General features: G+C 62.3%; 10 protein-coding genes. 7 read left to right on the forward strand and 3 right to left on the reverse strand.

What is annotated here, in order from left to right; translation table 11 throughout:
- The first annotated feature begins 23 nt into the window (after positions 1–23).
- Entirely contained in the window at positions 24–2,933 is a 2,910-nt protein-coding gene (locus ABIE28_RS00605) for an insulinase family protein (RefSeq protein WP_354059157.1), read from the forward strand.
- Positions 2,934–3,301: 368 nt separating this feature from the next.
- Here the strand turns inward: ABIE28_RS00605 and ABIE28_RS00610 are convergent, their stop codons facing one another.
- The gene (locus ABIE28_RS00610; RefSeq protein WP_354059158.1) at positions 3,302–4,315 is read right to left on the reverse strand and encodes an alpha/beta hydrolase; all 1,014 of its coding nucleotides are present in this window, start codon (positions 4,313–4,315) and stop codon (positions 3,302–3,304) included.
- 119 nt (positions 4,316–4,434) lie between these two features.
- On the opposite strand from ABIE28_RS00610, the gene ABIE28_RS00615 reads away from it, so the two are divergent.
- The 4 genes from ABIE28_RS00615 (at position 4,435) to ABIE28_RS00630 (ending at position 8,016) form a co-directional block, all read left to right on the forward strand.
- Positions 4,435–5,022, forward strand: coding sequence for an exopolysaccharide biosynthesis protein (locus ABIE28_RS00615; RefSeq protein WP_354059160.1), 588 nt, complete (start codon positions 4,435–4,437; stop codon positions 5,020–5,022).
- A 2-nt stretch (positions 5,023–5,024) separates the two neighbouring features.
- The gene (locus ABIE28_RS00620; protein ID WP_354059162.1) at positions 5,025–6,023 is read left to right on the forward strand and encodes a ligase-associated DNA damage response exonuclease; all 999 of its coding nucleotides are present in this window, start codon (positions 5,025–5,027) and stop codon (positions 6,021–6,023) included.
- Positions 6,020–7,597 carry a cisplatin damage response ATP-dependent DNA ligase gene (locus ABIE28_RS00625; protein WP_354059164.1) on the forward strand — a complete coding sequence of 526 codons (1,578 nt, stop codon included), beginning with the start codon at positions 6,020–6,022 and terminating at the stop codon, positions 7,595–7,597. The genes ABIE28_RS00620 and ABIE28_RS00625 overlap by 4 nt, the downstream gene beginning before the upstream one ends.
- Positions 7,598–7,737: 140 nt before the next feature.
- Positions 7,738–8,016 carry a UvrB/UvrC motif-containing protein gene (locus ABIE28_RS00630; protein WP_354059165.1) on the forward strand — a complete coding sequence of 93 codons (279 nt, stop codon included), beginning with the start codon at positions 7,738–7,740 and terminating at the stop codon, positions 8,014–8,016.
- A gap of 274 nt (positions 8,017–8,290) precedes the next feature.
- On the opposite strand, the gene ABIE28_RS00635 is transcribed toward ABIE28_RS00630, so the two are convergent.
- Complete coding sequence (locus ABIE28_RS00635) at positions 8,291–8,683, reverse strand: MerR family DNA-binding protein (protein ID WP_354059166.1); 393 nt, start codon at positions 8,681–8,683, stop codon at positions 8,291–8,293.
- A complete protein-coding gene (locus ABIE28_RS00640; RefSeq protein ID WP_354059168.1) occupies positions 8,680–10,392 on the reverse strand; it encodes a long-chain-fatty-acid--CoA ligase in 1,713 nt (570 codons plus the stop codon). Before ABIE28_RS00640 ends, ABIE28_RS00635 begins: the two co-directional genes overlap by 4 nt.
- Before the next feature lie 341 nt (positions 10,393–10,733).
- On the opposite strand from ABIE28_RS00640, the gene ABIE28_RS00645 reads away from it, so the two are divergent.
- Positions 10,734–13,202: an acyl-CoA dehydrogenase gene (locus ABIE28_RS00645; protein ID WP_354059169.1), complete on the forward strand. Its 2,469-nt coding sequence runs from the start codon at positions 10,734–10,736 to the stop codon at positions 13,200–13,202.
- A 141-nt stretch (positions 13,203–13,343) separates the two neighbouring features.
- Positions 13,344–15,308 (forward strand): 3-hydroxyacyl-CoA dehydrogenase NAD-binding domain-containing protein, encoded by a 1,965-nt coding sequence (locus ABIE28_RS00650; RefSeq protein ID WP_354059171.1) that lies wholly within the window; start codon positions 13,344–13,346, stop codon positions 15,306–15,308.
- The last annotated feature ends 63 nt before the right edge of the window (positions 15,309–15,371 follow it).

Consider the following 15,371-nt stretch of genomic DNA (forward strand, 5'->3'; position numbering starts at 1 on the left):
AACACGAATAGAGTATTGTTGTCATGACTTCCCATCCCGCCTTCGAATTGATCCGCGACGAGCATGTTGGGGAGGCCAATTCTCAGGCGCAATTGTTCCGGCACAAAAAGACCGGCGCCGAAGTGCTCAGCCTGATCAATGACGACGAAAACAAGGTGTTCGGCATCACCTTCAAGACGCCGCCCGATGACTCGACGGGCGTGGCGCATATCCTGGAACATTCGGTGCTGTGCGGGTCGCGCAAATACCCGGTCAAAAAGCCGTTCGTCGAGCTGATCAAGGGATCGCTCAACACCTTTCTCAACGCCATGACATTCCCGGACAAGACCGCCTATCCGGTGGCCAGCCAGAACCTCAAGGACTTCTACAACCTCGTCGATGTCTATCTCGACGCGGTGTTTTTTCCGCTGATTTCCGAGGATACGTTCCGGCAGGAAGGTTGGCACTACGAGCTTGAGGATACCAAGGCGCCGCTGGTTTATAAGGGCGTGGTGTTCAACGAAATGAAGGGCGTGTTCCAATCGCCCGACGCGGTGATGCGCGATATTTCGCAGCGCTCGATTTATCCCGACACCACCTATGGCGTGAGCTCGGGCGGCGATCCCAAGGCTATTCCCGACCTGACCTATCAGCAGTTCAAGCGCTTCCACGAGACGTTCTACCACCCGTCCAATACGCGGGCGTTTTTCTCGGGTGACGACGACGCGAACGAACGGCTGGCGATCCTCGATGCCTATTTTAGCCAGTTCGAGCGGACCAATGTGGACGCAGAGGTCAAACTCCAGCCGCGCTTTAATGCGCCGCGCTCAGTGGTGGCGACCTATGCCGGCACCAAGGAAGAGGGCAAGGCGCGCGACGGCATGGTCTCGGTCAACTGGATGATCGATCCGCCGGCCGACCGCGCGGAATCGCTGAGCCACGGCATGCTGAGCTATCTGCTGGCCGGCAATTCGGCGGCACCTTTGCGCAAGGCACTAACCGAAAGCGGCCTGGGCGAGGGCATGACCGGCGGCGGCATTGGTGGAGGGTTGCGCCAGCCGATGGCGAGCTTTGGCATGAAGGGGATCGACGCGGCGGATGCCGAAAAGGTGGAGGCGCTGATCCTCTCGACGCTCGAAGCGATTGCCGAGCAGGGCTTTGCGGCCGACCAGCTGGAAGCGGCGGCCAATACTTTTGAGTTCTCGCTGCGCGAGAACAATACCGGGTCCTATCCGCGTGGCATGGTCTATATGTTCAATGCGCTGGGGACCTGGCTGCATGGCGGCGATCCGATTGCGCCATTGGCGTTTGAAGACGCGCTGGCGGGGCTCAAGGAGAAGGCTGCGAACGGCCATTTCGAGCGCGAAATCCGCCGCCTGTTCCTCGACAATATGCATCGCACGACGGTGACGCTGAGCGCTGATCCTGGGCAGGGCGCAAGGGAAACGGCCAAGGAAGTCGAGATTTTGGCCGGTGTGCGCGCCGGGCTGGATGAGAAGGCGCTGGAAGAAACCGTCGCCGAGACCGAAAAGCTCAAGGCGCTGCAGGAAGCCGTGGATGATCCGGCTGAACTGGCGAAAATCCCGACCCTGACGCTGGCCGATCTGCCACGGGAATCGCGCACCACGCCGATCGATATCGGCACGTTGGGCGATGCGCGGTTGTTCTACCACGACCTGCCGACGCTGGGGATTTTGTACCTCGATTTCGGCTTTGACCTGCATGTGCTCGACAAGGGGCTGCTGCCCTATCTGCCGCTGTTCGGGCGGGCGCTGCTGCAGACCGGCACGAGCAAGGAAGACTTCGTGTCGCTGACGCAGCGCATCGGGCGGTCAACCGGCGGCATTGCGCAACATCGGGGCCTCTCTGCTCGACGGGGCAGCGATGGTAGTGCGGCGTGGTTTTTCCTCTCGGGCAAGGCCGTGCCGGACAAGATCGAGGAAATGCTCGCCATCATGGGCGATGTGCTGCTCGATGCGCGGCTCGATAATCGCGAGCGCTTCAAACAGATGGCGCTCGAGGAAAAGGCCGGATTCGAAGCGCGACTGGTGCCGAGCGGCAATGCGATTGTGGATACGCGGCTGAAATCCGGGCTGACGGAAGCGAGCTGGATTGCCGAGCAGATCGGTGGCGTCAGCTATCTCAGCTTCCTGCGCGATCTGGTGAAGCGGGTCGATAGCGATTGGGATGGCGTGCACGCGGCGCTGGTGCGTATCCGCGATACGCTGTTCAACCGGGGTCGCATGGTGGTCAATGTGACCGCCGACGGCGCGCTGTGGAACCGGGCCAAGGGCGAGATCGAGAGCTTCCTGACGCGCCTGCCGAATGGCGATTTCCCCTATGCCGACTGGAGCATCGACTATGCGCCGAAGTCGGAAGGGCTGATCATTCCGGCGCAGGTCAACTATGTGGGCAAGGGGGCAAATCTGCGGGCGCTCGGGTTCGAGTTGACCGGCGCATCGAGCGTGGTGCTGAAGTTTTTGAACACCACCTATCTCTGGGACAAGGTGCGTGTGCAGGGCGGCGCCTATGGCGGGTCGAGCCGGTTCGATCTGACCTCGGGCAATTTCAGCTTCTTGAGCTATCGCGATCCGAACCTGCTCAAGACGCTCGATGCCTATGATGGGGCAAGTAAGGCGCTCAATGCCGGGATCGGTGAGAACGATCTGACGCGCTCGATCATTGGTGTGATCGGCGATGTGGATGGCTATGAGTTCCCCGATGCCAAAGGCTATTCGTCGATGTGGCGGCAGCTGACGGGCACGACGGACGCGATCCGCCAGCAGCGGCGTGACGAGATTTTGGGGACGACTGGGGCTGACTTCAAGCGGCTGGCGGAGGCGGTGGATGCCGTGGCCCAGCATGGCCATGTAGTGGTGCTGGGTGGTGAAGCGGCGATCAATGCGGCCAATGAGCAGCGGCCGGGGTTGTTGGCGGTGACGAAGGTGATGTGAGGGGCGGGCTTTGTGCTGAGCCGATATTGCGGTGCGTGTGACTCACCCCCACCCTTGATCCCTCCCCGCAAGGGGGAGGGTGTCGACTGAGAGGTATGGCTGGCTGGTGGGTGGGGAGAGAGCTGGGGCACGCCCTCGTGGTTCGACAGGCTCACCATGAGGGCTACTGGTGGTCGGGGCTCGGTTTCGCGACTGGACGCCTTCTTCACCTCTCCCCTGAGGGGAGAGGTCGGCGCGGAGCGCCGGGTGAGGGGTTCGGTGGTTGGTGCGTCTGCGGTGCCTCAACTTGACACTGAACCCCTCACCCCAACCCTCTCCCCTCAGGGGCGAGGGGGTTGTCTGGTGGGTGAGGTGAGGGCGTTGTGCTCCTAAGCGCTCAACGCCTTGGTCAAGTAGGGCAAACTGATATCCATGCGGTAGTCGACGCTGGAGTGGTTGTCGGGGAATTCTTCGTAGCGGTGGGGGATATTCTTTTCGTCCAGCGTGCGGTGGATGCGGCGGGTGCCGTAGAGGATGTTGTATTGGTCGTCGGTGCCGCAATCGAGGAAGAAGGCCTTGAGGGTGCCGATGGCGTCGGCGTGGGTTTTGACCAGATGGGCTGGATCGAACGCCAGCCAGTTGGTCCAGCGGTCTTCGATCAGCTCGCAGGTATAGGGATCGACCGGCAGGCGCAGGCCGAGGAAGGTGTCTGGATTTGGGTCCGGATCAAAGCTGGCGGCTTGCGCCAGGATCATCAGCGTATTGATGTCCTTGTCGCCGGGCTTGGGCTTGGCTTCAAAGGCTTTGAACCAGGTTTCGATGGAGAGGCCTTGTTTGGCGAGTTCGCGCAGCAGAGGCGGGAATTCGGGCAGGTAGAGCGTTTCAAAACCGGCATCGCCGGAATGGCTGGCGGCGGCGGCCCAGACATTTGGGAACATCATGGCGTGATAGAGCGCGCCAAAACCGCCCGAGCTTTTGCCGAAAACGCCGCGCTTGCCGGCGCCGCCGCAGGCAAAACGGGTTTCAACGGCTGGCAGCATTTCTTCGATCAGAAAACTCGCCCAGCGGCCCATCACGGCACTATCGACATATTGGTTGCCGCCCAGGCGCGTAAAGCAATCGGGGAAGGCGACGGCGACCGGCGGCATAGCACCTGAGCCGATCAGGCGATCAAGCCGTTCCGGCACGTTTTCGCCAAGGCCTTTCCAGGATGTGTGGGCGGGGCCACCTGCGGTATAGCCGACGAGATCAACCAGCAGCGGCAGGTCTTTGCCGTCATGGCCATGGGGCACATAGACATCGACAATGCGGGTGGTGTCTTCGTCCAACCGGTTGCCGGCCAGCAGCGCGCTATCGACGGTGAGGCGGTGGACGGTGCCCACGGGGTGATTGTGTCGGCGCATGTGTGATTTCCCCAAGCTGCAAAACCTCTTTGTCCCGCGCGGGCAAGGCATTGGCAAGGCATGTCGACGGAACGCCGGGCAGGGCGGCGCGTTGCAGTGGGACATGGAGCGAGTAACGAATGGAAAAGGCCAAGGCCGGCGCGTTGGGGCGGATCGTTGAAAAGGTCGAGCAACGGGTCGAGAACGGCGAGCAGATTTCCATTGGCATGATCCAGGCGGTGGCGGGACGACGCGCGGCGGGGCCGATGCTGTTGTTTCCGGCGCTGATCGTAGTGTCGCCGCTCAGCATTATTCCGGGCCTGCCGACGCTGATCGGGCTCAATACGATTTTGGTGGCGAGCCAGTTTGCGCTGGGTCGCAAGACGATCTGGTTGCCGCGCTGGCTGACTGAACGGTGCCTGCCGGCCAAGAATGCCAAAAAGCTGCTGGGGTTTTTGAAGCCGGTGACGGCCACCATCGACGGCGTGTCGCGCAAGCGCTGGGGCGCGGTGATGATCGACCCGGTGCTGCGGCTGGGCGCGGTGGTGTGCATGGCGGTCGGCATGATCATGCCGGCGCTTGAATTCATCCCCTTTACCTCGACCTGGGCGGGGGCGATCATTGCGACATTCGGGCTGGCGCTGACGGCGCGCGATGGCATGGTGGCGCTGGCCTGGGTGGCTCTGGTAACGGCTGTCGCGGGTGTCGCGACCTTCCTTTTGGTGTGACCATGCTGCTGGACCGCAACCTCCATATCCGCGCCATCGACGCCTATATCGACCCCGGCGTGCCGCGCGAGCGGGCGATCATTACCCATGGCCATGCCGATCATGCGCGCAGCGGGCACAGGCATGTGCTGGCGACGCCGGACACCATCGCCATCATGAAGGTGCGCTATGGCGAGGATTGCGCCGGGTCGTTTGAGGCGCTCGATTTCGGCGTGCCGCTTCAGATCGACGATGTGACGATCACGCTGTTTCCGGCCGGGCATGTGCTGGGATCGGCGCAGGTGCTGATCGAAAAGGACGGGCAGCGTGTGGTGGTGACGGGCGACTACAAGCGCCTCGCCGACCGGACGGCGCAGCCGTTTGAATTGGTGCAATGCGATCTGCTGGTCACCGAGGCGACGTTCGGGCTGCCGGTATTTCAGCATCCCCATCCAAATGTCGAAATCGGGCGGTTGCTGAAATCGGTGGCGGATCAGCCCGAGCGGAGCCATCTGGTTGGGTCCTATGCGCTGGGCAAGGCACAGCGGGTGATCGGGCTATTGCGGGACGCGGGGTGGGATGCGCCTATTTATCTGCATGGCGCGATGATCCGGCTGTGCGAGCTTTATCAGGAGCTTGGCGTCGATTTGGGTGATCTGCGGCCGGCGACGGGGACGGTCAAGGCCGAGATGGCGGGGCAGATCGTGATCGCGCCGCCTTCGGCCATACGCGACCGGTGGAGCCGGCGTTTTCCCGATCCGGTGGTGTGCCAGGCGTCGGGCTGGATGAGCGTCAAGCAGCGGGCGCGGCAGGCGCTGGTCGAATTGCCGCTGGTGATTTCGGACCATTGCGACTGGGGCGAGCTGCAGCAGACCATCCGCGACACCAAAGCGGGCACGGTGTGGGTGACCCATGGGCGCGAGGATGCGCTGGTTTATTGGTGCCAGACACAGGGACTGACGGCCGAACCGCTTAATATCCAGGGCTTTGAGGACGATGGCGGGGAGGGCGCGGAGGAATGAAACGCTTTGCCCAATTGCTGGAACTGCTGGCGCTGACGCCATCGCGGACGCGCAAGCTCGCGGCGCTGACGCAATATTTTCGGGAAGTGCCGGACCCCGATCGCGGCTATGCGCTGGCCGTTCTCACCGGGGCGCTGACATTTCGCAATGTGAAGCCGGCCTTGCTCAAGGACATCGTGCTGCGCGAGGTCGATCCGACGCTGTTTGCGATGAGCTATGATTATGTCGGCGATCTGGGCGAGACGATTGCGCTGATCTGGCCGCATCATGGGCAGCAAAGCGATCTGCCGTCGCTGACCGATCTGATCGAGCTGTTCAATACGACGTCCAAATCCGAACTGCCCAAGCTGATTGCCGCGCTGCTGACGCAGGCGGGGATCAATGAGCGTTGGGCGGTGGTGAAGCTGGCGACGGGGGCACTGCGGATCGGTGTGTCGGCGCGGCTGGCCAAGACGGCGCTGGCGGATATGAGCGGGGTGGATTTGCAGGCGATAGAAGAGGTGTGGCACGGGCTCAAGGTGCCTTATCTTGATCTTTTTGCCTGGCTCGATGGCAAGGCGGAGCGGCCGGATATCGACCAGTCGGCGCGGTTTCATCCGCTGATGCTGAGTAATCCCATCGACGAGGAAAAAGACCTCGGCAAGCTGGTGCCAGCGGACTTTTCGGCGGAGTGGAAGTGGGACGGCATCCGCGTGCAGCTGGTGCTGGGCGAGGGGACGGTATCGCTGTTTTCGCGGACGGGCGACGACATTGCGGCGGCGTTTCCCGACATTGTCGAGAACGTGCAGGGGCAGGCGGTGCTCGATGGCGAATTGCTGGTGGGCAAGGATTTTGAGCCGGGGAGTTTCAACGACCTGCAGCAGCGGCTGAACAAGAAGGTCGCGAGCGCCAAGCATCTCAAGGAGGGCCCGGCCTTTATCCGCGTCTATGACATGCTGTTTGACGGGCGCGAAGATGTGCGGGTGCTGGAATGGACCGAGCGGCGCAGGCGGTTGGAGGCCTGGTTTGAGGCCAATCCGCAGTCGCGGCTCGATCTGTCGCCGGTTTTGCCGTTTGCCGATTGGGACGATCTGGCGGCGCAGCGACGGCAGGGAGCGGATGAACATGGCCATGAAGGGGTGATGATAAAGCTGCGGACCTCGCCCTATGTGCCGGGGCGGCCGAAGGGCTATTGGTTCAAATGGAAGCGCGATCCCAATGTGGTGGATGCGGTGCTGATGTATGCGCAGCGCGGGCATGGCAAGCGTTCGAGTTTTTATTCGGACTATACGTTTGGCGTGTGGAAGGGCAATGAGATCGTGCCCATCGGGAAGGCCTATTTCGGGTTTACCGATGAGGAGCTGAAGCAGCTCGACAAGTGGATCAGGGCCAATACGATCCAGGCGTTCGGGCCGGTGCGTGAGGTGAAGAAGGAGCTGGTGTTCGAGGTGGCGTTCGATAGCGCGCAGGAGAGCACACGGCACAAGTCGGGCGTGGCGCTGAGGTTTCCGCGGATCAGCCGGATCCGGTGGGACAAGCCGGCGAGCGAGGCGGCGACGCTGGCGGATATGGCGGTGTTTGTCGGGGCGACTTAGAACGGGAAGAAAGTTGGATTGCCCGGACGAGCCGGGCAATGACGGTGGGGTGGGGGCTCATGGTCCATCCACCGTCATCACCGGGCTTGTCCCGGTGATCCAACTGCTGGTGCCGGGTGCCATGCTTGAAGGAGGCAAAGATGTCATCGCGATCGATCAATGTGAAGTTGACTGAGCTGACGACGCAGATGAATGCGGCGGCCGAAGCGATGGATTTTGAGAAGGCGACGGCGCTGCGCAATGAGATTGCGCGGATCAAGGGGGAGGCGCCGGTGCAGGAGGGCGATCCCGATACGGTGACGGTGGGGCAGCCGCCGCCGGGGGCGATGGGGTTGGGGACGCAGGTGCCAGTGCGGCAACCGCCCAAGGGGTGGGTGAAGCCGAAGAAGCCGGATTTTATGACGAAGGGGCGGAAGTAGGGGGGCGAATGCCTTGCTCGCCTGACATGCGCAAAGAACTATGTTGGCGTGATGTGGGCACGCCCCCGTGGTTCGAGGCTCGTAAGAACTCGCACCTCACCATGAGGGGTGCTGGTAGTTTGATGTCATGCGACTGAGGGATCGGAGTACCCCCACCTAGCCTCCCCCTGATAGGGGGAGGAATCCGCGCGGTGATTGGGGCGGGGTGGTGCTTCGCACTGGATCTGTTCCTCCCCCCTTTTCAGGGGGAGGCTAGGTGGGGGTATTCTCTGGCTCAGCTCGCCTTTTCTAGCCGCTCATCGGCCAGACGTTTGATCTCGCGCAGTTCGCCGATGGTGGTTTGCAGGTCGAGCAATTGGCCTTCGAGCGAGGCCAGTCTCTCGTCGACTTTGGCGGTGAGGAGGTGGACCTGCTGGCTGCGGTTGGCGTCGTAGAGGCTGAGGTAGTCGGAGATGTCGCGCAGCGAGAAGCCGAGGCGTTTGCCGCGCAGGATGAGGATGAGCCGCGCGCGGTCGCGGCGGCGGAAGATGCGGGTGGCGCCGACGCGCTCGGGGGCGAGCAGGCCCTTGGCTTCGTAAAAGCGGATGGCGCGGGTCGAAATGCCGAACTCCTTGGCGAGGTCGGCAATGGCGAACAGGTCGCGATTTTCAGCGGTGGCGCGGGTCACTTTTTTGCTCGTGTCTTGGCATATTCTTCGCGGAGCTCTTTTTTGGAGAGCTTGCCGATCAGCGTCTTGGGGAGAGCATCCTTGAAGATGATCTCCTTGGGCATTTCGATCTTGTTGAGGCGCGTGGTGAGGTACTTCTTGAGCGCCTCTTCGGTGACATTCTGGCCGGGGCGGAGCTTGACATAAGCGACCGGAGCCTCGCCGCGATACTCGTCCTTGACGCCGATGACGTTGGTTTCCTCGACCGCTTCATGGGTCATCAGCGCTTCCTCGATGGTGCGCGGATAGACGTTGAAACCCGAGCAGATGATCAGGTCCTTGATGCGGTCAACGAGGAAGACATAGCCGTCATCGTCCATGTGGCCGACATCGCCGGTGCGCAGCCAGCCGTCCATGAAGGCGTCCTTGTCGGCGTCCGGGTTTTCGAAGTAACCGGCCATCACCTGCGGGCCTTTGACCTGAAGTTCGCCGTCCTGGCCCTGTGCGGCGACCTCGCCGGAATCGACATCGACGAAGCGAATGTCGGTGCCGGGGAGTGGCATGCCGATGGACATGGGTTTGGAGGCAACGCGCAGGGCGGCGCAGCAGACGACCGGCGAGGCCTCGGTGAGGCCGTAGCCTTCGGCGAGGATGGCCTTGGACTTTTTGCCGAACGCGGCGCGCACTTCATCGGGCAAAGCGGCGCCGCCGGAAATGGCGACTTCGAGGCTGGCCAATTGATCGGCGGTGGCGCTATCGGCGCGGGCGATGGCGTTGAGCAGGGTGGGGACGGCAGGCAGCACATTGGCGCGGGTGCGGACCAGCAGATTGAGCAGCGCCTTGAGCTCGAAGCGGGGCAGCATGACGACCTGCGTGCCATTGCACAGCGGCACGTTCATGCAGACGGTCATTGCGAAAATGTGGAAGAAGGGCAGCACCGCCACGACCTTGGAGGGCGGATAAAACAGCCCGTCACCCCATTTGTCGATCTGGCTCATATTGGCCGAGATATTAGCGTGGGTGAGCAGTGCGCCCTTGGGCAGGCCGGTGGTGCCGCCGGTATATTGCTGGACCGCGATATCCTTGATCGGATCGATGACGACAGCTTCAGGCGTGTCGCGGCGGTCGATCATGTCGTGGAAATAGGTGATCTTGTCGCGAATTGGCGAGCGCCGGAGATGGGCCAGATCCTTGCGCTTGGCGACCGTGTAGAGGACTTTTTTGAGCAGCGGCAGCGCATCGGGGAAGTGGCAGACGATCAGCGATTTGATGTCGCCGGCAGCGACCAGTTTTTCGGCCTTTTCGTAAATCTGCTGCAGATCGAGCGTCACCATCACATCGGCCCCCGCATTGGAGGTGATGTGGCTGAGTTCAGCGACGGTATAGAGCGGGTTGCAATTGACCACGATGCCGCCGGCGCGCAGCACTGCGTAATAGGCGATGGGATAGAAGGGCGTATTGGGCAGCATCAGCGCGACGCGAGTGCCCTTTTTGACGCCGAACTGGCGCTGCAAGGCCCCGGCAAAAGCGATGATCTTTTTGGCCAGGTCGCCGAAGGTCGTGGTGCCGCCAAGGAAATCGAGCGCGACCGCGGACGGGTTTTTGGCGCAGGCGGCGAGCACCTGTTCATGGACCGGGCGGGTATTGATCTGCGCATCCCAGACGATGCCGTCAGGGTAGCTGGCAATCCAGGGGCGGATGGCGGCAGCTTTTGCGGTCGTCGTGTCCATGAAATGTCCTCCGGGCGCCAGTTTCGGCGATGCGCTTTGCGCATTCATTGAGAGGAATATTTCATGGCTTTACGTTAGCGTCAAACCGTTGCCCGAACTTTTGAGCGGGTGGTGCGTTGACGCTTGGGGTAGGGCGTGACGTCGTCTCTGTCTACGTATTGGGCACTTGGTTGACGTTTACGTAAACCGCGTTAGACTGGGTGCATGACTGGCGGGCTTCTGCGCGACGATCCCGGCGCGGCGAGCAAAAAGCGACCTAACCGAATCTTCGGAAAGTGGTGGCCATGATGGGGATCGAGTTGCTTGGCTACTCGCCAGGGCAACGCCAAGGAGGGCATGCCGTGACCTTAGCGCTTATCGCACTCAGCCTCGTGATCTTTGCCGTATTGGCAATGCGGGAGAGCCCGCTGTGGCAGTGGGGCGTGGCTGCGCTGGCGATCGGGCTGCTGTCGGGGCTGAGCTTTCCCGGCACGGGCATCAGCTATGGGCTGGGCGGCGGAAGCTGGGTGATCCTGATTTTTGCAGCGGTGTTGCTGCTGCTCAGCGTTGCGCTGATCCGCAAGGTGGCGCTGATGACGCCGGTCTATGGCGCGGTCAAATCCATCCTGCCCAAGGTGAGCCGCACCGAGCAGGAAGCGCTCGACGCAGGCACGGTGGGCTGGGACGCGGAGCTGTTTTCGGGGCGTCCCGACTGGACCAAGCTGACCTCGATCCGCCCGCTGACGCTGACCAGCGACGAGCAGGCGTTTTTGGATAACCAGACCGAAGTCGCCTGTTCGATGATCGACGACTGGGACATTCGCAACAATCGCGCCGACCTGTCGCCCGAGCTTTGGCAGTATTTCAAGGACGAAGGGTTCCTCGGCATGCTGATTGCCAAGGAGCACGGCGGGCTTGGGTTTTCGGCGCAGGCACAGTCGATGATCGTCTCCAAGATCGCCAGCCGCTCGGTGGCGGCAGGGATTACGGTGATGGTGCCCAATTCTCTCGGACCGGGCGAGTTGCTGGAAAAATACGGCACGCAGAGCCAGAAGGAAAAGTATCTCGGCCGTCTGGCGCGCGGGCTGGAAGTGCCGTGCTTTGCGCTGACGGGCGTGCATTCGGGATCGGATGCGGGTGGCATGCGTGATATCGGCATCGTCACCAAGGGGCAGTGGCAGGGCAAGGAAGTGCTTGGCGTCAAGCTGAGCTTTGACAAGCGCTATATCACGCTGGCGCCGATTGCGACGCTGGTCGGCCTGGCGTTTTTGCTCAAGGACCCGGACAATCATCTGGGGCGTGGCGAAGATATTGGCATCACGCTGGCGCTGGTGCCGCGCGACCATCCGGGCGTCGAGATCGGGCGGCGGCATTTCCCCGCGCGGCAGGCGTTCATGAATGGTCCGGTGAAGGGCCGAGACGTGTTCGTGCCGATGGAGTTTCTGATCGGCGGCACCGACTATGCCGGACAGGGCTGGCGCATGCTGATGGAGTGCCTGTCGACCGGGCGCGCCATTTCGCTGCCGGCGATTGGTTCGATTTCGATCAAGCAGACGCTGCGCACGACCTCGGCCTATGCCCGGGTGCGGCGGCAGTTCGGCATTCCCGTCGGGATCATGGAAGGCGTGGCGGAGCCGCTCGGCGAGATGGTCAAGCGCGCCTATACGTTCGAGGCCGGGCGGCGGTTGACGGCGTCGATGGTTGACGAAGGGCAGCGCCCGGCGGTGATCGCGGGACTGCTGAAGTACACCACCACGGAAGCCATGCGCGACAGCATGGACGACGCGTTCGATATTCACGGTGGCCGCGCCATTCAGGATGGGCCGGGGAACTATCTGTTTGGCGCCTATATGGCGCTGCCGGTGGCGATCACGGTGGAAGGCGCCAATATTTTGACGCGCACGCTGATGACCTTTGCGCAGGGCGTGCTGCGGGCGCATCCGTATCTGCTCAAGGAAGTGCAGGCGGCGCAGAACAAGGATCGCAAGGCCGGACTTGAGCAGTTCGACGTGGCGTTCGGTGGCCACACGAAATTCATGCTGCGCAATATCGTGGCGAGCTTCCTGCATGGCATGAGCAATGGTGCTTTTGCGACGACGCCCAATCAGGGGCCGATGGCGCATTGGTATCGGCGGCTGCATCGCTATAGCCAGGATTTTGCGCTGGTGGCCGACTGGACCACGGTGTTTCTGGGCGGTGCGCTGAAGCGCAAGCAGAAGATTTCGGGCCGTATGGCCGATATTTTGAGTGACCTTTATCTGATGTCGGCGACGTTGCGCCGCTTCGAGGATGAGGGCCAGATTGCCGAGGATCGGGAACTGGTCGAGGCGATCATGGAAGATCGCGTGGCTTCGCTCGAAAAGACCTTTGGCGAAGTGTTTGCCAATTTTCCCAATCCGGCCTTTGCCTGGGCGATGCGGTTCCTGTGCTTCCCGCTGGGACGCCATGCCAAGCCGGCCAGCGACCGCGTGAACTATCGCTTCGTGCGGTCGGTGCTGCGGCCCGGTGCGTTCCGGGATCGGCTGACGACGGGCACCTATGTGTCGTTTGACCCCGACGACATTACCGGTGTGCTCGAAGATGCGTTCATCAAGGTGACCGAGGCCGAAGAGATCGAAGCGCGGTTTGTCAAAGCGGCGCGCAAGGGCGTCATCGAGCGTCGGTTGGATCGCGATGCAATTGACGATGCGGTGGCGGCGGGCGTGCTCAACGACAATGAGGCGGGCATCATGCGGGCGGCCGATGAAGCGACGGACCGCGTGGTGAAGGTGGATGATTTTGCCAGTGATGAACTGGCGGCCGAGCATAAACATACGGTGGCGGCGGAGTAGTGCCACGCTCTCGTGGTTCGAGGCTCGGCAAGGCCTCGCACCTCACCATGAGGGCTACTGATAAACCGAGCTCCCAGTAGACCTCATGGTGAGGTGGGAGCGCAGCGACCCTCGAACCACGAGGGCGTGGCGAGAGGAGCAATGATGATTCAGCCAGTGATGCCTGCAACCCGGAACTGGAGCTTTCACCGCGATGTGGAAAATCTGGGCTGGCTGACGATCGATACGCCCGATGCGCCGGTTAATACGCTGAGCCGCGAGGCGGTCATGGAGCTCGAAACGCTGGTGACGCGGTTCGAGGAACTGGCGCAGACCGGGGAGCTGGTGGGCGTCATCCTGCTCAGTGGCAAGGATAGTGGCTTCATTGCGGGTGCGGACATTTCCGAGTTCGATGCAATGAGCGATTTTTCGGTTCTGCCGGAGGCGCTGAAACGCACCCATGCGCTTTTTGCGCGGATCGAAAAGCTCAAGATCCCGGTGGTTGCGGGCATTCACGGCTTTTGCCTGGGCGGCGGGCTGGAGCTGGCGCTGGCGTGTCACTATCGCGTGGCGGTCAATGACGACAAGACGCGGATCGGGTTTCCGGAAGTCAATCTGGGCATCTTTCCGGGCTTTGGCGGCACGGGTCGGTCGATCCGGCAGGCTGGGCCGGTTGACGCCATGGGGATCATGCTGACGGGGCGGATGCTCAAGGCCGGTGCGGCGCGGGGGCTGAACCTGGTCGACAAGCTGGTGCGCCATCGCGACATGCTGCGCTGGGAAGCGCGCAAGGCCGTGTTGCAGAAGCGCAAGGCGAGCCCGGCGGCGCTTTACAAGAAGGTGATGGCAATGGGGCCGCTGCGCGGTTACGTGGCCAACAAAATGCGCGAGCAGGCGGGCAAAAAGGCCAACAAGGCGCATTATCCGGCGCCGTTCGCGCTGATCGACCTGTTCGAAAAGCACGGCAATAACTGGCAGGCGATGATCCGGGGCGAGATCGACGCCTTCGTGCCGCTGATGGGCAGCGATACGGCGACCAATCTGCGCCGGGTGTTCTTTGCCTCCGAGGCGCTGAAAAAGCAGGGTCGCAAGGGCCAGAAATTTGCGCGGGTGCACGTGATCGGCGCGGGCGTGATGGGTGGCGATATTGCCGCGTGGTGCGCGCTGCGCGGCATGAGCGTGACGCTGCAGGATATCGATATGGAGCGCATCCAGCCGGCGCTGGAACGCGGCAAGGCGCTGTTTAAAAAGCGGCTCAAGAAAAAGCACGAAGTGGACGCGGCGGTGCTGCGGCTGGAGGCCGATCCGACCGGCAAGGGCGTGAGCCGGGCCGATGTGATCATCGAGGCGGTGGTGGAAAAGCTCGAGGTCAAGCAATCGATCTTTGGCGGGCTGGAAGACAGGCTGAAGCCGGGCGCTATTCTGGCGACCAATACGTCTTCCATTGAGCTGGAGCGGATTGCGGAAAAGCTCAAGCAACCGGAGCGGCTGATCGGGCTGCATTTCTTCAATCCGGTGGCGCAGCTGCCGCTGGTGGAAGTGATCCGCTCGACGTTCAACACCGATGCCGAAATCGGCAAGGGCGCGGCCTTTGCGCTGGCCATTGGCAAGTCGCCTGTGGTGGTGAAATCCGCACCGGGCTTCCTCGTGAACCGGGTGCTGATGCCCTACATGTTGGGCGCCGTGCAGCGGGTCGAGGCGGGCGAGAGCAAGGAATTGCTCGATGCGGCGGCGGTGGCATTCGGGATGCCGATGGGGCCGATCGAGCTGATGGATACGGTGGGCCTCGATGTCGGCAAGTCGGTCGCGACCGAGCTCGGGCATGCCGTGCCGGTCGAGAGCAAGTTTTCGGGTCTGGTGGCTGCGGGCAAGCTGGGTCGCAAAACCGGCGAGGGCTTTTACAAATGGGTGGATGGCAAGGCGCAAAAGGGCGAGGTGCCGGCGCATGCCGATCTGGCTGGATTGGGCCGAGAGCTGGTGAAGCCGCTGGTGGATACGACCGAGGTCGTGGTCGCCGAGGGCGTGGTGGCCAATGAGGGCATGGCGGATATCGGGGTGATTTTGGGGACGGGGTTTGCGCCGTTCCTCGGCGGGCCGCTCAAGGCGCGCAAGGATGGGCGGGCGTGAAATCGGTCCCGCAATGCGTGATGCCGGCCTGCGACAGGCGTTCGTCAGCGCTCCGGTGCTCAC

Source organism: Devosia sp. 2618 (assembly GCF_040546815.1).
GTDB lineage: Bacteria > Pseudomonadota > Alphaproteobacteria > Rhizobiales > Devosiaceae > Devosia.